General features: G+C 73.1%; 24 protein-coding genes. 11 read left to right on the forward strand and 13 right to left on the reverse strand.

Going from position 1 to position 26,545, the window contains the following annotated elements:
• The coding region (locus tag AC13HU_RS04520) for a MurR/RpiR family transcriptional regulator (RefSeq protein ID WP_483040405.1) at nt 1–782 on the forward strand (782 nt) is incomplete at its 5' end.
• Nucleotides 783–837: 55 nt separating this feature from the next.
• Here AC13HU_RS04520 and AC13HU_RS04525 read toward each other — a convergent pair.
• On the reverse strand, nt 838–2,460 hold the full coding sequence (locus AC13HU_RS04525; RefSeq protein ID WP_483040406.1) for a COG1361 family protein: 1,623 nt from the start codon (nt 2,458–2,460) through the stop codon (nt 838–840).
• 208 nt (nt 2,461–2,668) lie between these two features.
• Here AC13HU_RS04525 and AC13HU_RS04530 point away from each other — a divergent pair, with 208 nt between their 5' ends.
• Nucleotides 2,669–3,211 carry a hypothetical protein gene (locus tag AC13HU_RS04530; protein ID WP_483040407.1) on the forward strand — a complete coding sequence of 181 codons (543 nt, stop codon included), beginning with the start codon at nt 2,669–2,671 and terminating at the stop codon, nt 3,209–3,211.
• A gap of 212 nt (nt 3,212–3,423) precedes the next feature.
• Here AC13HU_RS04530 and AC13HU_RS04535 read toward each other — a convergent pair whose 3' ends face one another.
• Nucleotides 3,424–4,758: a type III PLP-dependent enzyme domain-containing protein gene (locus tag AC13HU_RS04535; protein ID WP_483040408.1), complete on the reverse strand. Its 1,335-nt coding sequence runs from the start codon at nt 4,756–4,758 to the stop codon at nt 3,424–3,426.
• A 153-nt stretch (nt 4,759–4,911) separates the two neighbouring features.
• On the opposite strand from AC13HU_RS04535, the gene hutU reads away from it, so the two are divergent.
• From hutU to hutI, 4 genes are all read left to right on the forward strand, one after another.
• Nucleotides 4,912–6,576, forward strand: a complete 1,665-nt coding sequence (gene hutU / locus AC13HU_RS04540; protein ID WP_483040409.1) for a urocanate hydratase — start codon at nt 4,912–4,914, stop codon at nt 6,574–6,576.
• A 14-nt stretch (nt 6,577–6,590) separates the two neighbouring features.
• Nucleotides 6,591–7,886: an allantoate amidohydrolase gene (locus AC13HU_RS04545; RefSeq protein WP_483040425.1), complete on the forward strand. Its 1,296-nt coding sequence runs from the start codon at nt 6,591–6,593 to the stop codon at nt 7,884–7,886.
• Complete coding sequence (locus AC13HU_RS04550; protein ID WP_483040410.1) at nt 7,877–9,220, forward strand: formimidoylglutamate deiminase; 1,344 nt, start codon at nt 7,877–7,879, stop codon at nt 9,218–9,220. The genes AC13HU_RS04545 and AC13HU_RS04550 overlap by 10 nt, the downstream gene beginning before the upstream one ends.
• 245 nt (nt 9,221–9,465) lie before the next feature.
• Nucleotides 9,466–10,662: an imidazolonepropionase gene (gene hutI, locus AC13HU_RS04555; RefSeq protein ID WP_483040411.1), complete on the forward strand. Its 1,197-nt coding sequence runs from the start codon at nt 9,466–9,468 to the stop codon at nt 10,660–10,662.
• 62 nt (nt 10,663–10,724) lie between these two features.
• Here hutI and AC13HU_RS04560 read toward each other — a convergent pair whose 3' ends face one another.
• Nucleotides 10,725–11,306 carry a TetR/AcrR family transcriptional regulator gene (locus AC13HU_RS04560; RefSeq protein ID WP_483040412.1) on the reverse strand — a complete coding sequence of 194 codons (582 nt, stop codon included), beginning with the start codon at nt 11,304–11,306 and terminating at the stop codon, nt 10,725–10,727.
• A gap of 304 nt (nt 11,307–11,610) precedes the next feature.
• Between AC13HU_RS04560 and AC13HU_RS04565 the strand changes: the two genes are divergently transcribed.
• Nucleotides 11,611–13,839 carry an MMPL family transporter gene (locus AC13HU_RS04565; protein ID WP_483040413.1) on the forward strand — a complete coding sequence of 743 codons (2,229 nt, stop codon included), beginning with the start codon at nt 11,611–11,613 and terminating at the stop codon, nt 13,837–13,839.
• Nucleotides 13,840–13,899: 60 nt separating this feature from the next.
• On the opposite strand, the gene AC13HU_RS04570 is transcribed toward AC13HU_RS04565, so the two are convergent.
• Nucleotides 13,900–14,163 carry a DoxX family protein gene (locus tag AC13HU_RS04570; protein WP_483040414.1) on the reverse strand — a complete coding sequence of 88 codons (264 nt, stop codon included), beginning with the start codon at nt 14,161–14,163 and terminating at the stop codon, nt 13,900–13,902.
• Nucleotides 14,164–14,342: 179 nt separating this feature from the next.
• Nucleotides 14,343–15,317, reverse strand: coding sequence for an RNA polymerase sigma factor SigF (locus tag AC13HU_RS04575; RefSeq protein WP_483040415.1), 975 nt, complete (start codon nt 15,315–15,317; stop codon nt 14,343–14,345).
• Nucleotides 15,318–15,504: 187 nt separating this feature from the next.
• On the opposite strand from AC13HU_RS04575, the gene AC13HU_RS04580 reads away from it, so the two are divergent.
• Both AC13HU_RS04580 and AC13HU_RS04585 read left to right on the forward strand, forming a co-directional pair.
• Nucleotides 15,505–15,873 carry an STAS domain-containing protein gene (locus tag AC13HU_RS04580; protein ID WP_483040416.1) on the forward strand — a complete coding sequence of 123 codons (369 nt, stop codon included), beginning with the start codon at nt 15,505–15,507 and terminating at the stop codon, nt 15,871–15,873.
• A 142-nt stretch (nt 15,874–16,015) separates the two neighbouring features.
• Nucleotides 16,016–16,513: an ATP-binding protein gene (locus tag AC13HU_RS04585; protein WP_483040417.1), complete on the forward strand. Its 498-nt coding sequence runs from the start codon at nt 16,016–16,018 to the stop codon at nt 16,511–16,513.
• Nucleotides 16,514–16,628: 115 nt separating this feature from the next.
• On the opposite strand, the gene AC13HU_RS04590 is transcribed toward AC13HU_RS04585, so the two are convergent.
• Genes AC13HU_RS04590 through AC13HU_RS04600 form a run of 3 tightly spaced genes read right to left on the reverse strand, consistent with a single transcriptional unit; the run spans nt 16,629 to nt 19,546 of the window.
• Nucleotides 16,629–17,849: a dipeptidase gene (locus AC13HU_RS04590; RefSeq protein WP_483040426.1), complete on the reverse strand. Its 1,221-nt coding sequence runs from the start codon at nt 17,847–17,849 to the stop codon at nt 16,629–16,631.
• 40 nt (nt 17,850–17,889) lie between these two features.
• The gene (gene purE, locus AC13HU_RS04595) at nt 17,890–18,423 is read right to left on the reverse strand and encodes a 5-(carboxyamino)imidazole ribonucleotide mutase (protein WP_483040418.1); all 534 of its coding nucleotides are present in this window, start codon (nt 18,421–18,423) and stop codon (nt 17,890–17,892) included.
• On the reverse strand, nt 18,416–19,546 hold the full coding sequence (locus tag AC13HU_RS04600; RefSeq protein WP_483040427.1) for a 5-(carboxyamino)imidazole ribonucleotide synthase: 1,131 nt from the start codon (nt 19,544–19,546) through the stop codon (nt 18,416–18,418). The genes purE and AC13HU_RS04600 overlap by 8 nt, the downstream gene beginning before the upstream one ends.
• Nucleotides 19,547–19,763: 217 nt before the next feature.
• On the opposite strand from AC13HU_RS04600, the gene AC13HU_RS04605 reads away from it, so the two are divergent.
• Nucleotides 19,764–20,303 (forward strand): GtrA family protein, encoded by a 540-nt coding sequence (locus AC13HU_RS04605; protein WP_483040419.1) that lies wholly within the window; start codon nt 19,764–19,766, stop codon nt 20,301–20,303.
• 109 nt (nt 20,304–20,412) lie between these two features.
• Here the strand turns inward: AC13HU_RS04605 and AC13HU_RS04610 are convergent, their stop codons facing one another.
• From AC13HU_RS04610 to AC13HU_RS04625, 4 genes are all read right to left on the reverse strand, one after another.
• Nucleotides 20,413–21,681 carry an ATP-binding protein gene (locus AC13HU_RS04610; protein WP_483040420.1) on the reverse strand — a complete coding sequence of 423 codons (1,269 nt, stop codon included), beginning with the start codon at nt 21,679–21,681 and terminating at the stop codon, nt 20,413–20,415.
• A gap of 12 nt (nt 21,682–21,693) precedes the next feature.
• A complete protein-coding gene (locus AC13HU_RS04615) occupies nt 21,694–22,368 on the reverse strand; it encodes a response regulator transcription factor (protein ID WP_093784848.1) in 675 nt (224 codons plus the stop codon).
• A 67-nt stretch (nt 22,369–22,435) separates the two neighbouring features.
• Nucleotides 22,436–23,509 (reverse strand): lysylphosphatidylglycerol synthase domain-containing protein, encoded by a 1,074-nt coding sequence (locus AC13HU_RS04620; protein WP_483040421.1) that lies wholly within the window; start codon nt 23,507–23,509, stop codon nt 22,436–22,438.
• Between the two features lie 196 nt (nt 23,510–23,705).
• Entirely contained in the window at nt 23,706–24,074 is a 369-nt protein-coding gene (locus tag AC13HU_RS04625) for a VOC family protein (protein WP_483040422.1), read from the reverse strand.
• 139 nt (nt 24,075–24,213) lie between these two features.
• Here AC13HU_RS04625 and AC13HU_RS04630 point away from each other — a divergent pair, with 139 nt between their 5' ends.
• Nucleotides 24,214–24,771, forward strand: coding sequence for a CGNR zinc finger domain-containing protein (locus AC13HU_RS04630; protein ID WP_483040423.1), 558 nt, complete (start codon nt 24,214–24,216; stop codon nt 24,769–24,771).
• Between the two features lie 162 nt (nt 24,772–24,933).
• On the opposite strand, the gene AC13HU_RS04635 is transcribed toward AC13HU_RS04630, so the two are convergent.
• Nucleotides 24,934–26,274, reverse strand: coding sequence for a UDP-glucose dehydrogenase family protein (locus AC13HU_RS04635; RefSeq protein WP_483040424.1), 1,341 nt, complete (start codon nt 26,272–26,274; stop codon nt 24,934–24,936).
• Between the last annotated feature and the right edge of the window lie 271 nt (nt 26,275–26,545).

Consider the following 26,545-nt stretch of genomic DNA (forward strand, 5'->3'; position numbering starts at 1 on the left):
CGCCGACCCAGCGGCGCATCGCGCACTGCCTGGTGCGCGAGGCGGACGAGGCGGCCTTCCTGTCCAGCGTGGAAGTGGCCGAACTCGCGGGGGTCAGCCAGCCGTCCGTGACCCGGTTCGCGGTCGCCCTCGGCTTCGACGGGTACCCGGCGCTGCGCAAGCACCTGCGCGAGGTGGCGCCGGCACCCGATCCGGCCGGCACGACCGTGTACAACGAGTACCAGCAGGCGGTGCACGCCGAGATCGAGAACCTTCGGCACCTGGTCGAGTTGCTGGCCGACCCGGAGCCGGTGGCCAGGGCCGGAGCGGTACTCGCCGGTTCCAGGCCGCTGCCGGTGCTGGGGCTGCGGGCGGCCGGCGCCCAGGCACGCGGGTTCGCGTACTTCGCGGCGAAGGTGCACCCCGATGTGCGGCTGCTGGACGAGGGCGGCACCATGCTCGCCGACCGGATCGACGCGGCGGTCCGGGCGGGCGCGAGCGCCCTGCTGTGCTTCGCGCTGCCCCGGCACCCGCGAGAGGTGGCCGACGCGCTCGGCTACGCGCGGGCGGCCGGGCTGACCGTGGTCACCGTCGCGGACAGCGCGTTCGCACCGGTGGCCGCGCACAGCGACCTGCTGCTGCCCGCGGCTGTCGGCACCGGGCTGGCCTTCGACACGGCGTGCGCGCCGATGCTGCTGGGCCGGGTGCTGCTGGAGTCGATGTGCGACGACCTGCCGGACGCGCAGGCGCGACTGGAGGAGTTCGACGCACATGCCGCGGCCCGCGGGGTGTTCATGGAGTGAACGCCCCCGCGGGCCACGGGTGGTGCGGGTGCCGCGCGGACCGTGGACGCCTCGATCAGGCGCCGGTGGTCGCGCGGCGGGTCCTGCGGCTGTGGGCGAGGGCGAAGGCCGCGACGCCGAAGGCGAGGGCGGCCGCCCCCAACCAGGTGAGCAGCCGGGTGCCGTTGCTGCCGGTCGAGGCGAGCGAGCCGGTGGAGCCGGTGGAGCCGGTGCTGGCGCCCGTCGTGCTGCCGGTGCCGGTCTGGGCGGTGAGCTGGTTGCCGCCCGAGGTGCCGCCCGTGCTGGTGCCGCCGGCCGAGGAGGCCGGCGGGGCCGTCGCGCCGCCCTTGACGTGGACGGTCACCGGGGCGGTGTTGTTGGACATGTCGGGGTCGAAGGCCAGCCCGCTGTCGTAGACGGTGGTGGCCCGCACCGTGCCCGTGGCGAGCGCGGGCGCGTCGGCGTCGATCCGCAGGGTGAACGGCATCTTCACGACCTCGCCGACCCGCAGCGGCGGGTTGACCCAGCAGATGTACTTGGGCGCCCCGAGCTTCTGATCGTGGGGACCGTCCTCTCCCCACGTGTAGCAGGGCTTGGGGATCTTCACCACGGTGGTGCCCTTGGGGACGTCGAACATGACGCCGAGCTGGTCGTCGGTGTTCTCGATGTCCACGCCGGCGGGGCCCTTGTTCCGCATCGACGCGACGACCTGCACCTTGTCGCCGGGCTTGCCACTGACGGTGTCGCCACCGGCCACGACGTCCGCGGTGTTGTCGGTGTTGATCGTCCAGTCGGCGGTCTTCTCCTCGCCGCCGGGGGCGGTGCCGTCCGGCACGAGCGAGAGCACCGGGCCGTCCGCGCGGATGTTGTTGCCGGTCGGCGTGCCCGGCTTCGGGCTGACCTGGAAGCGGACCAGGTCCCACATCGCGCTGCTGGTCACGTCGATGCCCACCGGGGTGGACAGCCGGTACTTCTTGCCGGGCTCGATGGTGGTGGCGAAATGGCAGACCGCGTTGTTGTTCAGCGTCGGGAAGCCGTTGTCGGTGGTCTGCTTGCTGTAGACGCAGTTGGAGAAGTGCTGCGCGTAGTCGAGCCCTTCGGTGGTGGTCACCTGAAGGTCGGCGCCGTCGGCCGCGAGCTGTCCGGTGTTCGCGATGGTGAGGGGCGCGTTGAGGCTGTCGCCCGGCTTGGCGTGGTCGACCTTGGCCGGCTGGTTGACCACCAGCCCGACCGCGCCGACGGTGACCCGCACGGTGAGAGGGGTGATCGTCGCGTTGTCCGCGGTGCCGGACAGGACCGCGGTGCCCGTGGTGCCCAGCGCGGCGCCCGGCTTGGCGTGGAGGTCGACCAGGCCGCCCGCGCCGCCGACGCCCAGTTCGGCGCTCTTCCAGGTGACGATGTCGTCGGGGTACCCGTCGTTGGCGGTGATGAAGGAACTGATCCCGGAGAGGTCCAGCGAGACGACCACGTTCGTGACGGTGGGGCCGCTCTTCGGAGGGGCGAGCGCCCAACTGATCTGTGGCGGGTCACCCGAGTTGTCCGGCTGCGGCACCCCCACGCTGGTCTTCTGTATCTGGAACGGCAGAGTGGGCCCGTCGGCCGCGTGCGCGGGCGGCTGGACCGCGGCGGCGCCGAGCAGCGCGACCGCGAAGGCGGTCAGCGCGGCGGCCGAACGGCGCCAGTTGAGTAGCGGAATCACGGGATCTTCCCCCAAGCCCCTTGGAACACAACGGTGGTACGGAACACCTCATGCGACCACCGGCCCCGGCAAAAGGTTGTGCTCAGCGGGATGACATCCGGTTTAACGAAAATCTGAGAATGGCGAAGTAGTCTCCCTCCCCAGCACTTGGCCGGTGCCGCCTTACCAGTCGGACGGCGGGCCGGGACGACGACGGAGGGAGCGCGACGTGGTGCGCGGGGCCTACACATTGGCGCGGGTGGCGGTGACGGTGCGCGTGGCGGCGGGCTGGCTGTGGTGGCTGGGCGTGATCGCCGCGGTGCCGGGCACCGCTGTGACGTTCAGCCCGACGGGCCGCCGGATCGGTGTGCTCGCCGGTGCCGCGCTGTTCGTCATCGCCGCGGCGACGGCCTTCTTCGTCCGCGGCCGCCGACACGCCGAACGTGCCAAGGGCGCCTCGCGCGCGGCGAAGGCCGTCTTCCTCCAGGACCGCAAGGTCACCGCCCGGGCCTGGCTGCACCGCCGTCGCTGGTGGCTGCTGGCCGCGTTCGTGGTCGCCGCCGCCGCGAACCTCGTCCTGCCCTGCGCGGCCGGCATGCTCCTCGGGGGTGCCGGCGCCGGCCTGTGGCTACGGTCCCGCGGGGTCGCCCGCATCGAGCGCTCCCGCGACGCGCTCTTGTGGTTCCGCCCCGACGGCAACCCCGCGCTCTACCAGCTCACGGGGATCGCCGCCGGCGACGCGGCCCCCGGAGGCGGCAGGCGCCGCCCCTGACCTCCCGGGTGGCCCTGTTCTGTCGGCCGAGGGACCACCTGCCGGTGGGTGGCCGACCCCCTCTGGGGGAGCTCGCCGCGCGCTCGTCGGTGCGTGCGGGTTCTTCCGCGGAAGGACGGTCACCCCCGGCCCGCTCCCGGCCTGTGGCCGGGAGCGGGCCGCACCCGAGACGGCGCGGCCCCTCCGTACCCGTACCCCTTGCCCCTCCGTATTTACGACTGGAGCCGCAGGGGCGGGAAGGCGGCGCCGCTCTCCGAGAGGAGCTCCTCCTGGGTCTGCGCCGCCCGCACGGGCGAGAACGCGATGGCACCGTCGGCCAGGACGGAGTACCCGTACACCGCGGGCCGGGGCAGCGAGTTGTAGGCGAAGTGGTTGGAGAAGTAGTACGCACCGGTGTCGAGCAGCGCCACATGATCGCCGGACGCCAGCAGCGGAAGGGCGCGCCCCTTGGCGACGAGGTCGCCGGCGAAGCAGCAGGGCCCGGCCACATCCTGCACCACGGCTTCGCCGGTCTTCTGCGCGCCGTCGGCGTCGAGGGCGAGCACGCGGATCGGCCAGGAGTCGGGTACGAACACCGTACGGGTGGCGACCTGGGCGCCGGCGTGGGTGACGGCGATCGGCCGCCCGCCGGCCGACTTCGCGTACTCGACCCGCGCCAGCACTGTGCCGTTCTTGGCGAGCAGGGAGCGGCCGAACTCCGTGACGATGCCGTAGCGCCCGTCGAAGAGCCCGGGGATCTCCGTGCGCAGCAGGTCGGCGTAGTCGGCGAAGGACGGCACCGTCTCGTCGGAGCCGAAGTTCACCGGCAGGCCGCCGCCGATGTCGAGGGCGGTGACCTGCTGCCGTCCGGCGGCGGTGTTGATCCGCTCGGCCAGCTCGTAGGCCGCCCGCACGCCGGCGACCATGAGTTCCAGCGGCACGCCCTGTGAACCGGTGTGGGTGTGCAGCCGGTTGAGCCACGGCCGCTGCGCGTACGCGTCCAGGACCCATTCCAGCGCGCCCGGGTCGCGCAGTGCCACACCGAACTTGGAACTGGCGGTGGCCGTGCTCATCGCCCCGATGCTGCCACCGCCGACCTGCGGGTTGACCCGGAGGCCGAGGGGCGAACCGGAGGGCGTCGACTCGCGCAGGCGGTCGATCCGGGCCAGCTCCTCGGGGTTGTCCGCGTTGACCGCGATACCGAGTTCGAGGGCCTCGCGCAGTTCGGCGAGGGTCTTGGCGGGGGAGTCCAGCACGGTCCGCTCCGCCGGGATGCCCGCCGCGCGGGCCAGCGCGAGCTCGCCGGGGCTCGCCACCTCCGCGCCGAGCCCGCACTCGGCGAGCAGCCCGAGCACCGGCACCAGCGAGGCGGCCTTCACCGCGAAGGTATGGGTCACGGCGACCCCGGGAGTGGCGAACGCGGCATGCAGGGCCGTCGCCGAGTCGGCGATCCCCGCTATGTCCAGCAATCCGACCACCGGTTCGGCCTCCCCGGCCAGCCCCTGCTCCACCGCGGCTCGCAGCGCGTGCCCTCGCCGTATCCCCACCTCATCCGTCATACCGGCCATCCCACCACCTTCCCGGGCGGGACTTCCACCCGGGTCCTGTTGACTAGAGGTATTCAGCAGACGAGGATGTGAATATCTTGCTACGGGTGCGCCGCCCGGCGGCGCGCGCACCATGTCCCGCCACCACGCCGCCACCATGAGGAGGCTTGCCCGATGACCGGACCGAGGCCGGTACGCGCACCGCGCGGCACGGAACTGAGCGCCCAGGGTTGGCAGCAGGAGGCCGCGCTGCGGATGCTCCAGAACAACCTGGACCCCGAGGTCGCCGAGCACCCCGAAAAGCTCGTCGTCTACGGCGGCACCGGCAAGGCGGCCCGCGACTGGAACTCCTTCGACGCGATGGTGCGCACCCTGCGCGGCCTGAAGCAGGACGAGACCATGCTCGTCCAGTCCGGCCGCCCGGTCGGCGTCATGCAGACGCACGAGTGGGCGCCCCGGGTGCTGATCGCCAACTCCAACCTGGTCGGCGACTGGGCCACCTGGGAGGAGTTCCGCCGCCTCGAAGCGCTCGGCCTGACCATGTACGGGCAGATGACCGCGGGCTCGTGGATCTACATCGGCACCCAGGGCATCCTCCAGGGCACCTACGAGACCTTCGCCGCGGTCGCCGCCAAGCGGTTCGGCGGCAGCCTGGCCGGCACCATCACCCTCACCGCCGGCCTCGGCGGCATGGGCGGCGCCCAGCCGCTCGCCGTGACCATGAACGGCGGCGTGGTCATCTGCGTCGACTGCGACCCGCGCGCCATCGATCGCCGGATCGAGCACCGATACCTCGACGTGCGCGCCGACTCCCTCGACCACGCGCTGCGCCTGGCCACCGAGGCCCGCGACGCCCGCCGCCCGCTGTCCATCGGCGTCCTCGGCAACGCGGCCGACATCGTCCCGCGGCTGCTCGCCATGGGCGCACCCATCGACATCGTCACCGACCAGACCTCCGCGCACGACCCGCTCGCCTACCTCCCGCTCGGCATGGACCTCGCCGACATGGCCGATTACGCGGCCGAGAAGCCGGCCGACTTCACGCTGCGGGCCCGTGAGTCCATGGCCCGGCACGTGGAGGCGATGGTCGGCTTCCAGGACGCCGGCGCCGAGGTCTTCGACTACGGCAACTCCATCCGCGGCGAGGCCCAACTCGCCGGATACGAGCGGGCGTTCGCCTTCCCCGGCTTCGTGCCCGCCTATATCCGCCCGCTGTTCTGCGAGGGCAAGGGCCCCTTCCGCTGGGCCGCGCTGTCCGGCGACCCCGCCGACATCCACCACACCGACCGGGCGATCCTCGACCTCTTCCCCGAGAACGAGTCGCTGGCCCGCTGGATCAAACTGGCCGGCGAACGCGTCCACTTCCAGGGCCTGCCCGCCCGTATCTGCTGGCTCGGCTACGGCGAACGGGACCGCGCCGGCGAGCGGTTCAACGAGATGGTCGCCGACGGCACGCTCAAGGCGCCCGTCGTCATCGGCCGCGACCACCTGGACGCCGGCTCCGTCGCCTCCCCCTACCGGGAGACCGAGGGCATGCTCGACGGCTCCGACGCCATCGCCGACTGGCCGCTGCTCAACGCCATGGTCAACGTCGCCTCGGGCGCCTCCTGGGTATCGATCCACCACGGCGGCGGCGTCGGCATCGGCCGCAGCATCCACGCCGGCCAGGTCACCGTCGCCGACGGCACCCCGCTCGCCGCGGAGAAGATCCGCCGCGTGCTCACCAACGACCCCGGGATGGGCGTCATCCGGCACGTGGACGCCGGGTACGACCGCGCCGAGGAAGTGGCCGAGCAGCGGGGCGTACGGGTGCCCATGCGGGAGGAGCACCAGCGGTGAGCGACACCGACGACATGCGCCCGCCCGCCTCCAGCGGGCCGGCGGGCGCCGCCCTCCCACCCCGGTCCTCGAACGCCGGACGGGCCGGCCTTTCTGCGCCCGGGTTCCAGACGATGTGGCGGGAGCTGGCCGCGGTCGGCCGCGACGCCGGCAGCGGCGGCTACCGCCGCTACGCCTGGACGCCCGCCGACACCGACTGCCGCGCCTGGTTCCGCGAGCAGGCCGGCGTCCGCGGCCTGGACTACGAGATCGACCGCAACGGCAACCAGTGGGCCTGGCTCGGCGACCCCGCGGCCGGTGACGCCGTGGTCACCGGCTCGCACCTGGACTCCGTGCCCGACGGCGGTGCCTTCGACGGCCCGCTCGGTGTCGTCTCCTCCTTCGCCGCGGTCGACGAGCTGCGCGCGCGGGGTGCCGCGCCGCGTCGGCCGCTCGCCGTGGTGAACTTCGGCGACGAGGAGGGCGCCCGCTTCGGCCTGGCCTGCGTCGGCTCCCGGCTGACCGCGGGCCGGCTCACCGCCGAGGACGCGCGCGAACTGCGCGACGCCGACGGTGTGACGCTGGCCCGCGCGATGGAACGGGCCGGATACGACCCCGACGCGATCGGCGCGGACCCCGAACGCCTCGCCCGCGTCGGCGCGTTCGTCGAACTGCACGTGGAGCAGGGCCGCGCCCTCGACCTCGGCGGCCACCCGGTCGGCGTGGCCTCCGCGATCTGGCCGCACGGCCGCTGGCGCTTCGACTTCCGCGGCGAGGCCAACCACGCGGGCACCACCCGGCTGGAGGACCGGCGCGACCCGATGCTGACCTACGCCGGCACGGTGCTCGCCGCCCGCGAGCAGGCCCGGCTGGCCGGCGCGCTCGCCACCTTCGGCAAGATCGCGGTGGAACCAGGCGGCGTCAACGCCATCGCCTCCCTCGTCCGCGGCTGGCTCGACTCCCGCGCCGCCGACGAGGAGACCCTCGCTTCGGTCGTGGCCGGGATCGAGCAGGCCGCCCGGGAGGGCGGCGCCCGCGACGGCGTCGCCGTCGAGGTGGTCCGCGAGTCCTTCACCCCGGAGGTCGAGTTCGCGCACGCCCTGCGCGACCGGCTCGCCGTCCTGCTCGGCACGGACGCGCCCGCCCCGGTGCTGCCGACCGGCGCGGGACACGACGCCGGAATCCTCGCCTCGGCGGTGCCGACCGCCATGCTGTTCGTACGCAACCCCACCGGCGTCTCGCACTCGCCGGCGGAGTTCGCGGCCGAGGACGACTGCGCCGCGGGCGTCACCGCGCTCGCCGACGTACTGGAGGGGCTCGCGTGCCGGTGACGTACTGGCTGGAGCACGCCTGGCTCGACCAGCGGGTCGAGCCGGGCGTCCTGCTGACCGCCGACGACGGCCGGATCACCGAGGTGCGCACCGGCGCCGCCGCCCCGCCGCCCGGCGCCACCGCGCTGCGCGGCCTGACCGTGCCGGGCCTGGCCAACGCGCACAGCCACGCCTTCCACCGCGCGCTGCGCGGCACCGCCCAGACCGGCGGCGGCACCTTCTGGACCTGGCGCGAGACCATGTACGCCACCGCCGGGCAGCTCACCCCCGACTCCTACTTCGACCTGGCCCGCGCGGTCTACGCCGAGATGGCGCTCGCGGGCATCACCTGCGTCGGCGAGTTCCACTACCTGCACCACCAGCCGGACGGCACCGTGTACGCCGACCCCAACGCGATGGGGGAGGCACTGATCGCGGCCGCCGCCGACGCGGGCATCCGGATCACCCTGCTGGACACCGCCTACCTGCGCGGCGGCCTGGCGGACGACGGCTATCGCCCGCTGGAAGGCGTGCAGAAGCGCTTCGGCGACGGCACGGCCGACCGGTGGTACGACCGCTGGTCGCGGCTCAAGGGCGGTGGGCACGCCAGGATCGGGGCGGCACTGCACTCGGTGCGGGCCTTCTCCGACCGCGACGGCTACGCCGCCTTCGCGGAGCGCACCAGGGACGTGCCGGTCCACATCCACCTGTCCGAGCAGCCCGCCGAGAACGAGGCGTGCCTGGCCGTGCACGGCCGCACCCCGGCCCGGTTGCTCGCCGACGCGGGCTTCTGGGGCCCGAACACCACCGCGGTGCACGCCACCCACCTCACCGACGACGACATCGCGCTCCTCGGCGGCTCGCGCACCGCGGTGTGCATGTGCCCCACCACCGAACGCGACCTCGCCGACGGGATCGGCCCCGCGCCCGCCCTTCAGCGGGCCGGCAGCCCGCTGACCCTGGGCAGCGACAGCCACGCCGTGGTGGACCTGCTGGAGGAGGCCCGCGCGATGGAGCTGAACGAGCGGCTGCGCACCCGGACCCGCGGCCACTGGACCGCGGCCGGCCTGCTGCGTGCGGCCACCGCGGACGGCCACGCCTGCCTCGGCTGGCCCGACGCGGGCCGGCTGGAGCACGGCGCGCTCGCCGACTTCACCACGATCGCGCTGGACTCGGTCCGCACCGCGGGGCCACCGCCCCGGCTCGGCGCCGAGACCGCGGTATTCGCGGCGACCGCGGCGGACGTACGGCACACGGTGGTGGCGGGCCGTCAGGTCGTGGCGGACGGACGGCACCTGCTCGTGCCGGACGTGGCGGGCGCGCTGGCCACCGCGATCGCCGCCGTGCGCGGCTGAGGGCGGGCCACCCGCGTGCGAAGCCCGTCCGGCGGGCGGCCGCCGAACCGCCGCCCCGACCAGCGGTCCGTCGCCGCGGCCGGCCCGGCCCGCCGCAGCGGCCACCCGCGGGGATACGGGAACCCGCCGGTCGCAGCCGCGCCGCGGAGGACCCCCGTGCCCCCGCGAAACGGCCCTGAACTGCGGCGGGCACCCGCGCCACCGCGAGTGTCCATGCCCACGCGAGCACCACGAAGGAGCAGGCCATGACGGTCAGCACGGCCATCACCGACATCGGCAGCCTGATCACCAACGATCCCTCCCTCACCAGCGCGGACAACCCTCTCGGCCTGATCCCGGACGCCGCCGTCGTCATCGAGGGCGACCGCGTCGTCTGGACCGGTCCGTCAAGCAAAGCACCCACCACTGACAATCGGGTCGGCGCCGGCGGTCGCGCGCTGCTGCCCGGGTTCGTGGACTCCCACGCGCACCTGGTCTTCGCCGGCGACCGCGGCGCGGAGTTCGCCGCGCGGATGTCCGGGCGCCCCTACAGCGCGGGCGGCATCCGTACCACCGTGGCGGCCACCCGGGCCGCCTCCGACGCCGAACTCGCCGGCAACCTCGCCCGCTACCTCGCCGAAGCCCGGCGGCAGGGCACCACCACGGTCGAGGTCAAGTCCGGCTACGGCCTCACCGTGCACGACGAGGCCCGCGCGCTGCGGATCGCGGCCGAGCAGACCCCGGAGACCACGTACCTCGGCGCCCACGTGGTCGCCCCCGAGTACGCCGACGACCCGGCCGGATACGTCGCCCTCGTCACCGGCCCGATGCTCGACGCGTGCGCGCCGCACGCCCGCTGGATCGACGTGTTCTGCGAACGGGGCGCCTTCGACGGGGACCAGGCGCGCGCGGTCCTCGAAGCGGGCCTCGCCCGCGGCCTGACCCCGCGCGTGCACGCCAACCAGCTCGGCCACGGCCCGGGGGTCCGGCTCGCCGTCGAACTCGGCGCCGCCTCGGCCGACCACTGCACCCACCTCACGGACGCCGACGTCGAGGCCCTCGCGAGCGGCGGGACCGTCGCCACGCTGCTGCCGGGCGCCGAGTTCTCCACCCGCGCCGCCTATCCCGATGCCCGGCGCCTCCTCGACGCGGGCGCGACCGTGGCGCTGTCCACCGACTGCAACCCCGGATCGTCGTTCACGTCCTCGATGCCCTTCTGTATCGCCGTCGCCGTCCGCGACATGGGCATGTCCCCCGACGAGGCGGTCCGCGCCGCCACCCTCGGCGGCGCGCGGGCCCTGCGCCGTACCGATGTCGGCACCGTCGCCCCCGGCGCCAGGGCCGACCTGCACCTGCTGGACGCCCCCACCCATGTGCACCTCGCCTACCGCCCGGGCGTCCCGCTCACCGCGGCGGTATGGCAGGCGGGCGAGCGGGTCCGCCCGGAGCACCCGGTGCCGTAGCCGCTCGTCAGCCGGCCGGGCCCGGGGGGCCGTACCCGCCGCGCTGCCGGCCGTGCTGCTGCTCAGGCCCGGGCGGGTGGCACCCGCAGGATGCGCAGCAGGGTCGAGGTGAGCGCCTCGCGCAGTTCGCGGTCGGTGAGGTCCGTCAGCTCGGCCAGGCAGTCGGGCACGGTGAACACGGCGTTGTAGGCGAGCCGTTCGGCGCCGTTCGGCTGCTCGCCGAAGAGCAGGTGGAGGCCGCGCTCGCGCAGCGTGGACACATGGGACTTGTGCGCGTGCTCGGGCCGTTCGGGGTCGGTGGCGGACATCACCATGTTCTGCCGGTTGGCGATGAGGAAGTCCACGAAGCCGTGCACCACGTGCTCGGTCCTGGCCCGCCGGCCCCGCATGGCCGCCGCCTCGTCCAGCAGTGTGCTCATCCGTTCGATGCCGGGCAGCAGGGCCGCGTGCAGGATGTCGTTCTTCGCCCGGAAGTGGTAGTAGACGGCTGCCTTCGTCAGACCCAGCTCGTCCGCGATCATCTGGAGCGAGGTCGCGCTGTAGCCGAGTTCGGAGAAGAGCCGCTGGGCTGTGTCGAGGATCTGCTGCCGGGTCTGCTCGGCCTGCGCCGCGCGACTGGTCAGGCCCTTGGCCGACGTCGCCATGGCTGCGTTCCTCCTTCGTCCCCTTGAATCCGCAGCATACAAGCCACCGGACGCAGCGTCACCAGCTCGCGCGCCGCGACGTCGCTATGCCGCCGCTATGCCGCCGGACCTGCTGTCCCACCTGCGCGCCCGCGTCGCCCGGCGTATCCCGGCATGACGATTTCACTGGCCTTCGGCTGGTGAATCGCCTGCCGACGGCCAGTCATTCGCTTGACGATCGGCTAGTGAAAGCCTAGCGTCGTCGAGCGGGACGGTATCCGCGCCGACCTGCCGCCGGACACACGGGAGACGTGGGAAGACACATATGTCCAGCTATCTGTACCGCCTCGCTCGCTTCTCCTACCGGCGGCGCGTCCTCGTTCTCGTTTTGTGGCTGGTGGCCGCGATCGCCGCCATCACGCTCGCCCAGGTGAGCGGCGGCAAGACGGACGACGACTTCACGATCCCGGGCACCGAGGCGCAGAAGGCGTCCGATGTGCTGAGCGCCAAGCTCCCCGCGTTCAGCGGCGGGCAGAGCACCATCGTCTTCGCGGCCGAGAACGGCGCCAAGGTCACCACCCCCGCGGTCCGGGACGAGATCCGCACGGCGATGGACAAGCTGAAGTCCGTGCCCCAGGTGTCGAAGTCCGTGGACCCGTTCATCGGGCATCTGGTCTCCAAGGACGGCAGGATCGCGCTCGGCCAGGTCCAGTGGACCGCGAAGCCGCCGGACGTCAAGGACGCCAACCTCGACGCCGTGAAGGACGCGATGAAGCCGGTGCGCGCCTCCGGCGTACAGGTCGAGTACAACGGCAGCGTCTTCCCGGGCTGGCGCTTCGAGATCTCCGAGACGCCCGAACTGGTCGGCCTGGTGATCGCCTTCGGCATCCTGATGATCACCTTCGGTGCGTTCGCCGCCGCCGGCATGCCGATCCTCAGCGCGATCATCGGGGTGATCACCACCCTGATGGGCGTCACGGCGGCGGCCTCGGTCATCAGCATCGCCTCCGCCTCCACCACCGTCGCCCTGATGCTCGGCCTGTCCTGCGGTATCGACTACGGCCTGTTCATCCTGTCCCGGCACCGCGCCAACCTGCTGCGCGGCGTGTCACCGGAGGAGTCCGTGCCGCTGGCGATGGGCACCGCGGGCAGTTCGGTGGTCTTCGCCGCGCTCACCGTGATCATCGCGCTGTGCGGGCTGACCGTGGTCGGCATCCCGTTCCTGACCGTCATGGGCCTGGCCGCGGCCGCCTCGGTCGCGGTGGCACTGCTCATCGCGCTCACCTTGCTGCCCGCGCTGCTCGGCTTCGCCGGGCGCCGGGTCGCCCGCTTCACCCGGCTGCCCAAGTTCGGCGCGCACGCCGAGCGGGTGGCCCGCCGCTCCGCCGCCGACCCGAACAGCACCGCGGGCGCCGGCTGGTCGCGGTTCGTCGTACGCCACCGGGTGCTCGTCACCGTGGTCGGCGTGGTGCTGCTCGGCGCGCTGGCCATCCCCGCCGGGAGCATCCGGCTCGGCCTGCCGTCCGGCGCCTCCCAGCCGACCGACAACACCCAGCGCAAGGCGTACGACCTGACCACCGAGGGCTTCGGGCCCGGTTTCAACGGCCCGCTGCTGGTCGTCGCGCAGGACGTCTCCTCGCCGTCCGACACGTTGAAGATCTCGGCCGCACTCGGCCGGCAGGCCGACGTCGTCCAGGTCACCCCGCTGGCCGCGCAGAACGATGTGGCGCTGATCCGGGTGATCCCGAAGTCCGGGCCGAACGACTCCGCCACCCAACACCTGGTGCACACCCTGCGCGACAACCGGACGACGATCGAGTCCGGCACCGGCGCGCACATCCTCGTCGGCGGCACCACGGCCTCCAACATCGACGTGTCCGCGAAGCTGTCCAGCGCGCTGCCGGTCTTCCTGATCGCCGTCGTCGGCCTGGCGTTCGTCCTGCTGACCTTCGCCTTCCGGACCATCCTGGTGCCGCTGAAGTCGATCGTCGGCTTCCTGCTGTCGATGGCCGCCGCGCTGGGCGCCCAGGTGGCGGTCTTCCAGTGGGGCTGGGGCCGGCAGCTGCTGGGCATCACCCCGAGCGAGACGATCAGCTTCCTGCCGATCATCATGCTCGCGATCATCTTCGGACTGTCCAGCGACTACGAGGTGTTCGTCGTCTCACGGATCAAGGAGGAGTTCACCCGGCACGGCGACGCCCGCGCGGCGGTGCAGCGCGGCACCGCGCTGTCGGCCCGGGTGGTCACCGCGGCCGCGCTGATCATGTTCTCGATCTTCGTGGCCTTCATGTTCACCAGCGATCCGACCATCCAGGCGATCGGCTTCAGCTTCGCGGTCGGCGTGTTCCTCGACGCCTTCGTGGTGCGACTCACCCTGGTCCCGGCGGTGATGGCGATCATCGGCGGGCGGATCTGGTACCACCCCAAGTGGTTCTCCCGCTGGGTGCCCGACCCGGACATCGAGGGGAAGCGCCTCGAAGAGCGGCTGGCCGCAGGGCAGTTCGGCGCCGAGGCGGCGAAGGCGGCGGAGGTGTCGAACGTGGGGAACCGGTAGCGGCAGGCGCGCTGGTGCGGGCGGCGCCCCGCCGCCCCGGTCGGGTGCGGTACGCGGCGGTCACAGCAGAGGTCGGAGCAGAGGTCGGAGCAGGGACGTCCCCAGCCACGCGGCCACCGCGGCCAGCACCAGCAGGGCGATGTTGAGCCCGATCTCCCGCACCTCGCTGTGCGACAGGTGCAACTCCATGCCGCCGATCTGTACCAGGACCAGGCCGATCGCGGCCGCGGCCGCGAGCACGACCGCGATGCCGGTCAGCGGCGGCAGTACGAGCCCGAGCGCGCCGAGCACCTCCAGCGCCCCGATCGCCCTGACCCGCGGCATGGGCAAGGGCCTCATCCCGCCCGCGCTGACGCTCGCAGGCTGGGCCGTCGAGCACCACGTGGAGATCGAGACGAGCAGGGCCGAGTACGGTAACCGGCCCAGGTGATCACCCCACGGCGGGCGGTCAGCGGGGCCGGTGAGCGGAGATCCGGACGCCGGTCCCGGTGCCGGTCACGGCACTAGTCCTCGACCAGCAGGCCGCGGCGCAGCCGGGCGAGGGTGCGGCTGAGCAGGCGGGAGACGTGCATCTGGGAGATGCCCAGTTCCTCGCCGATCTCGGACTGGGTCAGGTTGCCGACGAAGCGCAGCGACAGGATGGTCCGGTCCCGGGCCGGCAGCTTGGCGATCAGCGGCCTCAGCGACTCGAGGTACTCGACGCCTTCGAGGTCGTGGTCCTCGTAGCCGATCCGGTCGGCGAGCGCGCCCTCGGGGTCGTCCTCGGCGGGCTGGGCGTCCAGCGAACTGGCGGTGTACGCGTTGCTCGCCGCCATGCCCTCGATCACCTCGTGGTCGGGCAGGTCGAGCCGGTCGGCCAGTTCGCGCACGGTCGGGGTGCGGTCGAGCTGCTGGGCCAGTTCGTCGCCGGCCTTGGCGAGGTCCAGCCGCAGTTCCTGGAGCCGCCGCGGCACCCGCACCGACCACGAGGTGTCGCGGAAGAACCGCTTGATCTCGCCGACGATCGTCGGCATCGCGAAGGTCGGGAACTCCACCCCGCGGGCCAGCTCGAACCGGTCGATCGCCTTGATCAGGCCGATCGTGCCGACCTGGATGATGTCCTCCATGGGTTCGCTGCGGCTGCGGAACCGGGAGGCGCCGAACTTCACCAGCGCCAGGTTCAGCTCGACGAGCGTGTTGCGGACGTAGCTGTACTCGCCGGTGCCCTCCTCCAGGGACTGGAGGCGGCCGAAGAGCGTCTTGGACAGCGCCCGCGCGTCGACCGGGCCGATCTCGTCGTAGGGCGGGATCTCGGGCAGCCCGTCGAGTTCGGGGCCGGCATGGTCGAGGCTGTGTTCGCGACCGGCATGTTCGAGGCGGACGTGTTCGAGGCCGGCGTGTGCCGTCTCGTGCGTCTCCTCGCCGAGCACCCCCTCCCACCGGGCGGGGAAGCCCCCCTGTCGCTCTTGCTCGTGTTCCGGGCCGAGCCGGGGTGTCATGCGCTCATCCCTCTCTTGCGGCGCGGATGTCTTTGCCGTACTTCAGCCCTACCGCCATCCGGCGGTGTCCCGCAAGTCCTGGGGGTTGCGCGACCGACTACCGCGCGCATCCCGGAACGCGTAGGGTCGGCCTCGCGTCACCCGGGGGCGCAGGGTGTGTGACCAGGGACGCAGCGAGGGAGAGCAGATGGACCACGAGGCGGTGGGCACCGCCGGTCTCGGCCGGCTGCACGTCGAGGTGGGGCAGCACGGCAGCAGTACGGTTTTCACCCCGTCGGGAGAACTCGACCATCACACCGCCGACCTCCTCGCCAGGCCGATCACCACGGCCGTCGACGGGGGCGCGATCCGTCTGGTGGTGGACTGCTCGGGGTTGGAGTTCTGCGACTCCACCGGGCTCAATGTCCTGCTCGGGGCGCGGCTGAAGGTCGAGGCGCGTGGGGGCGCGGTGCACCTGGCGGCCATGCGGCCGATGGTCGCACGGGTATTCGAGATCACCGGCGCAGACGCGGTGTTCACCGTGCACGAGACGCTCGGCCAGGCACTCCAGGAGTAGCCGGGCCGGGGACGGGGGCAAGCTGCATGAGAGGGACGAGCCGGATCGCACGCGCATTGGTCGCGTGCGACGCGTGTTCCCGGAGATCGACCGGGCAGAAGACAGTTCGGACCCAGCCGGACATCCGTGAGGTGAGGCCTAGATGAGCACCACCCGGCCGTACGCCGCGGGTGACCACGCCCCTGATGCGGGCGACGGCGAAAGCGAGCCGGACGTGGAGCCGGGGGCGCCGGAACCGGCGCGGCGGCTGGCACTTTCCGGGGAGAGCGGGATCGTGCCGCGCGCCAGGGACTTCACCCGTCAGGCGCTGCGCGACTGGGGCTGGCTGCCCGGGGCCACCGCCGACCGCAGGGCTGCTGCCGAGGACGTGCTGCTGGTCGTCTCGGAACTGGTCACCAACGCGTGCCTGCACGCCGGGGGTCCCGAGGAACTGCGGCTGCTGCGCAACAGCAAGGCGCTGCGCCTCGAAGTCGTCGACGGTGGCAGCGGCGAACCCGCACCGCGCTCCCCGCACCGCGCGGGCCGCCCCGGCGGCCACGGCATGTTCATCGTGCAGCGGCTCTGCCTGGACTGGGGCGTGGTCCGCGACGGCGAGCGCCCGGGCAAGACCGTGTGGGCGGAGCTGGCGGCCCCGCAGTAGCCGGAGGCGGTGCGCGGCGACCGGCCGCGGCCGGGCCCGGTGAGGCGACCGCTGCGCCGCGCCCCGCCCACGGACACGGTCACCCGGCGGGTTGCCCGGCGGGTTGCCGGGCGGATCAGCCGTCGAGCTGCCCGATCGTCGCCACCGACGGCCCCCGCTCGGCGCGCAGCCCGGCCGCCGCCGACTCCGCGTCGCGCAGTACCCGTACGGCGTTGTGCCAGGTGAGCTTGGCGATGTCGGCGTCGGACCAGTTGCGGTCGAGCAGTTCGGCGACCAGGTGCGGGTAGCCGGCCACGTCGGCGAGGTCGGTGGGGGTGAAGGCGGTGCCGTCGTAGTCGCCACCGATGCCGAGGTGGTCGATGCCGGCCACCTCGCGCATGTGGTCGAGGTGGTCGGCGACCGTGGCCGCGGTGGCGGTCGGACGGGGGTGCACGGCCTCGAAGGCGTGCTGTACCGCCATGCCGGCCGGGGTGGTGTCCAGCGGGTGCAGGCCGTGGGCGCGCATGTTCGCGTCCGCCTCCAGGGTCCACTCGATCGCGGCCGGCAGGATGAACTTCGGCACGAAGGTGGCCATCGCCACGCCGCCGTTGCCGGGCAGCAGCGCGAGCACGTCGTCGGGGATGTTCCGCGGGTGGTCGCAGACGGCTCGGGACGAGGAGTGCGAGAACAGCACCGGCGCCTGCGACACCCGCAGCGCGTCGCGCATGGTGTCGGCGGAGACGTGCGAGAGGTCCACCAGCATGCCCAGCCGGTTCATCTCGCGGACCACCTCCTCGCCGAAGGCGGTCAGTCCGTGCGCGGCGGGCTCGTCGGTCGCGGAGTCCGCCCAGGGGGTGTTGTCGTTGTGGGTGAGCGTCATGTAGCGCACCCCCAACGCGTACAGGGCGCGCAGCGCGGCCAGCGAGCAGTCGATGGAGTGCCCGCCCTCGGCGCCCATCAGGGAGGCGATCCGGCCCGAGGCGCGCGCCGTCTCCATGTCGTCGGCGCTGGTCGCCAGGTACAGGTCGTCGGGGTGGCGCTCGGCCAACCGGCGCACCACGTCGATCTGTTCGAGGGTCGCGGTGAGGGCCGCGCCGCCCTTGAGCGACACCGGTACGTACACCGACCAGAACTGCGCGCCCACCCCGCCGGCCCGCAGCCGCGGGAGGTCGGTGTGGGTGCGGGCGCTCTGGTCGGCGGTCAGGTCGAACCGGTCCAGGTCGTAGGCGACCTGCTCGCGCAGCGCCCACGGAAGGTCGTTGTGGCCGTCCACCACGGGGTGGGCGGCCAGCAGGTCACGGGCGCGGTCGAGGAGGCGGTCCACGGCAGTACTCCAGGTGCGTGCGGCGGTGCGCATGTATCTGGTGCGCACCGCGACGGGTCGTCGGTCCGCGCGGCTACCGGGCGAAGCCGAAGCCCGCGGTCCCCTTCACCTTCGCACGCAGCCGGTTGCCCTTCTCCGTCGCCTGCTCGGTCAGCGACGTCTGGAACTCGCGCATCCGGGTGCGCAGCTCCGCGTCATGGGCGGCCAGGATGCGTACGGCCAGCAGCCCGGCGTTGCGCGCGCCGGCCACCGACACCGTGGCGACCGGGACGCCCGCGGGCATCTGCACGATCGACAGCAGCGAGTCCATGCCGTCCAGGTACTTCAGCGGCACCGGCACGCCGATCACCGGCAGCGGGGTGACGGAGGCGAGCATGCCCGGCAGGTGGGCGGCGCCGCCCGCGCCCGCGATCAGCGTCTTGAGGCCGCGGTCGGCGGCCTGCTCGCCGTAGGCGACCATCTCGTGCACCATCCGGTGCGCGGAGACGACATCGACCTCGTAGGGCACCGAGAACTCGTCCAGTGCCTCGGCCGCGGCCTCCATCACCGGCCAGTCGGAGTCGGAGCCCATCACGATGCCGACGACGGGGGAGGGCGCTTCACTCATCGATGGTTCCTCGCAGGTAGCCGGCCGCGTGGCGGGCGCGCTCGCGCACGTCGGCCAGGTCGTCGCCGTAGGTGTTGACATGGCCGACCTTGCGGCCGGGCTTCACGTCCTTGCCGTACATGTGGATCTTCAGGCCCGGGTCGCGGGCCATGCAGTGTAGGTACGCCGGGTACATGTCGGGGTAGTCGCCGCCGAGGACGTTGGCCATCACCGTCCAGGGCGCGCGGGGGCGCGGGTCGCCCAGCGGCAGGTCGAGCACGGCGCGCAGGTGGTTGGCGAACTGCGAGGTGGCCGCGCCGTCCATGGTCCAGTGGCCGCTGTTGTGCGGGCGCATCGCGAGTTCGTTGACGAGCACCGCGGGGGCGCCGTCGGGCCCGCGCACCTCGAACAGCTCGACCGCCAGGTGCCCGACCACGCCCAGTTCGGCGGCGATGGTCAGCGCCAGCTGCTGGGCGCTCGTGGACAGCTCGTCCGGCAGCCCGGGCGCGGGCGCGATCACGGTGTCGCACACGCCGTCCACCTGGATCGACTCGACCACCGGGTACGCCACCGCCTGGCCGTGCGGCGAGCGCACCACGTTGGCGGCCAGCTCCCGGACGAAGTCCACCTTCTCCTCGGCCAGTACCGGCACCCCGGCCTTGAACGGCTCGGCGGCCTCGGCCTTCGACCGTACGATCCACACGCCCTTGCCGTCGTATCCGCCGCGGGCGGTCTTCAGCACGACGGGGAAGCCGGCGCCCTCCTCGGCGAACCGCACCACGTCGTCGGGGTCGGCCACGACGCGGTTGCGCGGGCAGGGCACGCCGATCTCGGCGAGCCGGCGGCGCATGACCGCCTTGTCCTGGGCGTGCACCAGGGCGTCGGGGCCGGGCCGCACCGCGATGCCGTCGGCCTCCAGGGCACGCAGGTGCTCGGTGGGCACTTGTTCGTGGTCGAAGGTGATGACGTCGCAGCCCGCGGCGAAGGCACGCAGGGTGTCGAGGTCCCGGTAGTCGCCGACGGTCACGTCGGCCACCACCTGGGCAGCGGAGTCCTGCGGGGTATCGCTGAGCAGCCGGAAACGGATGCCGAGCGGGATACCCGCTTCGTGGGTCATGCGGGCGAGCTGGCCGCCGCCGACCATGCCGACTACGGGGAATGTCACGGTGTGTGTCCTGCCGGTGGTACGGGGCTGGGCATATCCAGGATATCCGCCGGGCGCCGGACGGAACTCACCGCCTTCCACGGCCGTCTTCCCCTGCGAGGCGGCTAGGCTGTGGTCGATACGCCGCCATCCGGCGCTCCGACCCCACCAGGAAGCCGAGTTCCCCAGACCCCGACAGACAGGGCCCACCGACACCATGAGCGGACTGCGCGCACTGCGTTCGAAGCTTGCCCTGATCTACCGCGAGATCGCCAAGTTCGGTGTGGTCGGCGCGGCGGGCGTACTGGTCAACATCGGCGTGTTCAACCTGGTCAGGCACAACACCGGGCTGCAGACAGTACGGGCCAGCATCGTCGCCACCATGGTGTCGATCGTCTTCAACTACGTCGGCTTCCGGTACTTCACCTACCGCGACCGGGACCGGGCGGGCCGCACCAAGGAACTCAGCCTCTTCCTGTTCTTCAGCGCCATCGGCCTGGTGATCGAGAACGGCGTGCTCTACGCGGCGACCTACGGCTTCGGCTGGGACACCCAGCTGCAGAGCAACGTGTTCAAGTTCGCCGGTATCGGGGTGGCCACGCTCTTCCGGTTCTGGTCGTACCGCACCTGGGTGTTCCGGACGCTGCCGGCCCGCGAGGCGGTGGAGCAGGCGGAGTCGTTTCTCACCGAGGCCGAGCGCGCGGAGGCGGACCGGCTCGGCCGGCAGAAGAAGCCGGCCGCCGACCGTATCGGCTGAACCGGCCACCCGTTCCCGGTCCGGCGCACCCATCGAGCCGGCCGCACCTCCTGATCACAGGCCCGGCAGCGGCTCGTCCGGCAGCTGAACCCTGCCGGTCGCGGCACTACTAGCCGATGACCTTCACGCGCGGCGGTGGCGGGGCGATCTCCTGCGCCAGGAACAGCGCGAAGACCGGTGGCCGCTGCTGGAGCAGTTCCAGCCGTCCGCCGTCCGCCTCGGCGAGGTCGCGGGCCACCGCGAGGCCGAGGCCGGTGGAGTTACGGCCGCTGACCGTACGTTCGAAGACCCGGGCGCCCAGGTCCGGCGGCACTCCGGAGCCGTCGTCGGAGACCTCGACCACCGCCTGGTTGCCGGTCACCCGGGTGTGCAGGGCGAGGGTGCCCGCGCCGTGCATCAGCGAGTTCTCGATCAACGTGGCGAGCACCTGCGCCACCGCGCCCGGAGTACCGACCGCCCGCAGCCCGCGGGCGCCGGACAGCTCCACGGCGCGCCCCTCGTTCTGGTAGGCGGGCCGCCACTCCTCGATCTGCTGCCGGATCACGTCGTCGAGGTCGAAGTCGACCGCGGAACCGCTGCGCGGGTCACGCGAGTTGGTGAGCAGCCGCTGGACGACGTCGGTGAGGCGTTCGACCTGGCCGAGCGCGATGGCCGCCTCCTCCTTCACCGCCTCGTGGTCGGCGGCGCTGTCCATGATCTCCTCCAGCCGCATCGACAGCGCGGTCAGCGGGGTGCGCAGCTGGTGCGAGGCGTCTGCGGCCAGTCGCCGCTCTGCGGTGAGCATCCGGCCGATCCGCTCGGCGCTGGCGTCCAGGACGTCTGCGATCCGGTCGAGTTCCGGCACCCCGTAGCGGCGGTGCCGGGGCCGCGGGTCGCCCGAGCCGAGGCGTTCCGCGGTCCCGGCGAGGTCCGTGAGCGGGCTGGCCAGCCGCCTGGCCTGGCGCACCGCGAGGGCGACCGCGGCCAGCACCGCGAGCAGCGCCACCGCGAGGATCACCAGCAGGGTGCGGCCGATCTGCCGGCTGACCGTGGAACGTGCCTCCTCGACGGTGACGGACTCGCCGTGGTCGCCGCGCTGCGTCGACTTCAGGACGGCGCCCGGGGGCCGGCTGCCGAGTCGCACCTCGGGGTGGCCGGGCACCCGGACGGTCGCGTACCGGTTGCCGGAGATCTGCCGGTCCAGGCCCTTGGCGTCGATCGACTCACCGGCCAGGATGCGGTTCTCCACGATCCCGGTGAGCCGGACCGCCTCGGACTGCACACCGTCCTGGGCGCTGCTCTGGATGGTCCTGGCCTCCACGATGACCAGGGAGATGCCGAAGACAGCGATCACCACGAGCACCACGGCCAGCGTGGAGGAGATCAGGCGGCGGCGCATCGAGCGGGCGGGTCAGTTCTTCTCGAAGCGGAAGCCGACACCGCGGACGGTGGCGATGTAGCGCGGGTTGGCCGCGTCGTCGCCGAGCTTCTTGCGCAGCCACGAGATGTGCATGTCCAGGGTCTTGGTCGACGACCACCAGGTGGTGTCCCACACCTCGCGCATCAGCTGCTCGCGGGTGACGACCCGGCCGGCGTCCCGGACCAGGACCCGCAGCAGGTCGAACTCCTTCGCGGTGAGCTGGAGTTCGTCGTCGCCCATCCAGGCGCGGTGCGACTCGACGTCGATCCGCACCCCGTGGGTGGAGGGCTGGGCGGGTTCGGTGGTGCCGCGCCGCAACAGGGCGCGGACCCGGGCGAGCAGTTCGGCGAGGCGGAACGGCTTGGTGACGTAGTCGTCGGCGCCGGCGTCCAGGCCGACCACGGTGTCCACCTCGTCGGCGCGCGCGGTGAGCACCAGCACGGGGAACGTGTGGCCCTCCGTGCGGATACGGCGGCATACGTCGAGACCGTCCATGCCGGGCAGGCCCAGGTCGAGCACCACCAGGTCGACGGCGCCGAGCAGCGCGGTCTCCAATGCGGTGGGTCCGTCCTCGCGCACCTCGACCTCGTACCCCTCGCGGCGCAGGGCGCGTGCGAGCGGTTCCGAGATGGATGCGTCGTCCTCGGCGAGAAGTACGCGGGTCATGGGCTTGATGGTAGTCCGCGCCGGACCTTCCCGGCCCGGTGGTACGCAGACCCCATCAGACGGCTGGTCACAGCACCTTGCGGCGGATCAGCGCGCTCAGCACCAACGCCGCGGGCAGAAGCGGCAGCCAGACGGTGACGATGCGGAACGCGAGGACCGCGGAAGCGGCGGCCTCGGTGGGGGCGCCGGCGGCGACCAGGGCGACGGCGAGGGCGGCGTCGACCGAGCCGATGCCGCCGGGGGTGGGCACCAGGGCGGCCGCACAGGTGGCGGCGAGGTAGGCGAGCGCCACGTGCACGGGCGCGACCGGCAGGCCGAGCGCCCGCGCGACCGCGGCCCTCGAGCACGCCTGGAGCAGCGGGAAGACGAGCGACCCGCCCCACAGGGCCAGCGCGCGGCCGGGCCGGGCGTGCAGGACGCGGGCGTCGGCGAGTGCGGCGGTGACGAACCCGGTCACCGCTCGGCGCAGCCGCCGGACCAGGACGAGGGTGAGGACGGCCGCGGTCAGGACGGCGGCGGCCGCCGCGGCCAGCAGCAGTACGCCGGTACCGTCCGGCAACAGGCCGCCCGCGTGCAGGGCGTGCGGGTAGGCGGCGAGCAGCACCAGCAACAGGCCCACGCGGCAGGCGGATTCGGCGAGCGAGTACAGCGCCAGGGCGGCCGTGGAGCGGGCCAGCGGCACGCCGTTGACGCGCAGGAAGCGGAGGTTGACCGCGCTGGCGCCGAGCCCGGCGGGGGCGAGCTGGCCGGCGGCGGTCGCGGCGAACTGGGTGGCCAGCAGGGGGAGTCGCGGCAGGGGTTCCAGGACGGCGCCCTGGCGGGCGACCGAGTTGGCGACCCAGCCGAGCCCGGTGCCCGCCAGCGCCGCCAGCAGCCAGCCGGGGTCGGCGGTGACCAGGTCGTGCAGGCCCGACGCCATCAAGGAGCGGTGCAGGGCCACCCATACGCCGAGCAGGACCGCGGGCACCAGTCCGGCCAGCGTGCGCAGCGGCAGCCGCCGCCACAGGGGCACCTGGGCGCGCGTGTCGGGCCCGGTGCCCAGGGCCGCGCCGGGCTCGGCGCCGGGGCCGGTTCCGGCCGCCGCCCGGGTGCGCGCGCGGGCTCGCGGCCGGATACGGGTCCGGGCCGGCGTCCGCAGCATCGCACCCGCCCCCGCCCCGCTTGTCGCCGCCTTTCGGGCGCGACCTGGCGGCCGCACTTGGGGCAGCATCGCGGGGCCGGGATACGGCGGGGATACGCCCAGGCCACGGATGGGACACGTCCTGGCGTCGGCCGGGCCCGGGTGACCGCCGAGGGGCGGGACAGCGCCTGTCGGGGCCCGTCAGGAGGGGCGCGGGTCAGCAGGCGCACAGGCAGAAGGGGTGCCCGGCCGGGTCCGCGTACACCCGCCAGTTGCGCGCACCGTCCTGGTCGCCCTCCAGCAGGGTCGCGCCCAGGCCGAGGACCTGCTGCTCGGCCGCGTCCAACTCGGCGCGTGGCACGGCGATGTCGAGGTGGAACTGCTGGGGCCGTTCCGGGTCGGGCCAGGCCGGGGCCCGGTGTTCGGGAGCGAGCTGGAAGGACAGCCGCTGGCCGTCCTCGCGGTTGAGGTCGATCCAGGTCTTGTCCTCGGCGTCGACGGTGCCGCCGATCAGTTCCGCGTAGAAGGTGGCGAGCGAGGCGGGGTCGGGGCAGTCGAGGACGACCGCGCCGAGGGTGCCGATCATGCGGGCTCCTTGGAGGTGGGTTGATACCTGGAGGGCGTTGCCGGTGTTACCTGTTAACCGGGCTTGCCGGTAACTGTTACCTCATAATGGCGGTGCAGCGGTAACGGCGCAAGGGTGATTCGGCAGTAACGTTGCGGGGGTGGAACAGCCCGGAGACCGCCATGCCGCACCCGCGTCGCTGCGGCTGGTGCAGGACCTGGTCAACACCGTTGACCTGGAGGATGAAGCGGACGAGCTGGACAGCCCGCAGACGCTGACCGCCTGGGTGCGCGATCGCGGCATCGACCCGGGTCCCGCAAGCTTCGACCGGGCCGGACTCGACGCGGTCCTGGTGCTGCGCGAGGCACTGCGGGACGCCTGCTCCGCGCACGCGGGCACCGACCTGCCCCCGGGCTCCCTGGCCGCGCTCGACGGGCTGCTGGCGGCCGCTCCGCTGCGGCTCGCGATCGACCCGCTGGGCGCCGCCACGGTGCTGCCGGCGCCCACGGACAGCGGTGTCGCCGCCCTCACCGCGCAGGTGGCCGCCGCGATCGCCGCGGCCGCGGCGGACGGCACCTGGCAGCGTATGAAGGCGTGCGCCGCCGACACCTGCCGCTGGGTCTACTACGACCGCAGTCCGGCCGGCCGCAGCCGCTGGTGCTCGATGGCGATCTGCGGCAGCCGGGCGAAGATGCGGGCGTACCGCGGCAGGAAGTGACCGGCGGGCGTCACGGGTTGGCGGGTGCGTTCGGGCGCCGGCGTACGCGGCCAGGGCGGGCTGTCGGGCCGCGAGCCCGCTCCCTATTACCCCCCAGGTCGTAAGGCCCGCAGTCCTGGCGGTCGGGTATTACGCCCCCGGTCGTTGACGGCTCAGGTGCCGCTACGCGTTCGGGCGGCCCATCGCGCGGTAGGTCCAGCCCGCCTTCCGCCACAGGTCCGCGTCGAGCGCGGTGCGCCCGTCGAGGATGTGCCGTTGCCCGGCCACCTCGGCCAGTTGCGCCGGGTCCAGCTCGCGGAACTCCCGCCACTCGGTGAGGTGCAGGACGAGATCGGCGCCGCGGACCGCGTCCACGGCGCCGGCGGCGTAGCCGAGGGTCGGGAAGAGCCGCCGGGCGTTCTCCATGCCCTTGGGGTCGTAGACGGTGACCTGGCCGCCCTGGAGGTGGATCTGGCCCGCGACGTTGAGGGCGGGGGAGTCGCGCACGTCGTCGGAGTCGGGCTTGAACGCGGCGCCGAGCACCGCGATCCGGCGGCCGAGGAAGCTGCCGCCCAGCGCCTCGCGGGCCCAGTCCACCATGTGGGTGCGGCGCCGCATGTTGACCGAGTCGACCTCGCGCAGGAAGGTCAGCGCCTGGTCGGCGCCCAGCTCGCCGGCCCGGGCCATGAACGCGCGGATGTCCTTGGGCAGGCAGCCGCCGCCGAAGCCGATCCCGGCGCGCAGGAACTTGTGGCCGATCCGGTCGTCGTGCCCTATGGCCTGGGCGAGCACCGCGACATCGCCGCCGGCGGCCTCGCACACCTCGGCCATGGCGTTGATGAAGGAGATCTTGGTGGCGAGGAAGGCGTTCGCGGCGGTCTTCACCAACTCGGCGGTCGGGTAGTCCGCGACGATGAACGGCGCCCCTTCTGAGGTCGGCCCGGCGTAAACCTCCCGCAGGAGCGATTCCGCGTGCTCGCTTGCCACGCCGACCACGATCCGGTCCGGGTGCAGGGTGTCCTGCACCGCGAAGCCCTCCCGCAGGAACTCGGGGTTCCAGGCCAGTTCGACGTCCTCACCGGCGGGCGAGAGGTCGCGCAGCATCCCGGCCAGCCGGGCCGCGCTGCCCACCGGCACGGTGGACTTGCCCACCACCAGCGCGGGCCGCCGCAGATGCGGGGCGAGCAGGGAGAAGGCGCTGTCCACGTAGCTCATGTCGCAGCCGTACTCGCCGTGCTTCTGCGGGGTGTTGACGCAGACGAAGTGCACGTCGCCGAAGTCGGCCACCTCCTGCCACGAGGTGGTGAAGCGCAGCCGCCCGCTGGAGCCGTCGAGCCCGGCCACGTGCTTGGCCAGCAGGTCCTCCAGGCCCGGCTCGTACATCGGCACCCGGCCCTGCGCCAGCAAGGCGACCTTGCTCTCGTCGATGTCGAGGCCGAGCACCTCGAATCCCAGCTCGGCCATGGCGGCGGCATGGGTGGCGCCGAGGTAACCGGTGCCGATGACAGTGAGCTTCAGAGGCATGCGCCGAAGCATAGTCCGCACGGGCTCGGCCGAATCCAGCGTGGGGACATGTCCAGAGGGCCACAATGCGTGCATAGGGCCACAGGTCTACCGGGGGCGGGGTGTGTCATGGCGGACGAGGGCAGACGGGACGGCACGGACGAGGGTCCGGACGGCACCGGGGGTGCGGGGGCGGCGGAGGAGACCGGGACCGGGGCGCCGGCCCGGCTCGACGACCTGATGTCCGGGGCGGCGAAGCCCGAGGAAGCCGGGCCCGCGCCCTCCGCCGAAC

It is taken from the genome of Streptomyces sp. NH27 (genome assembly GCF_056859195.1).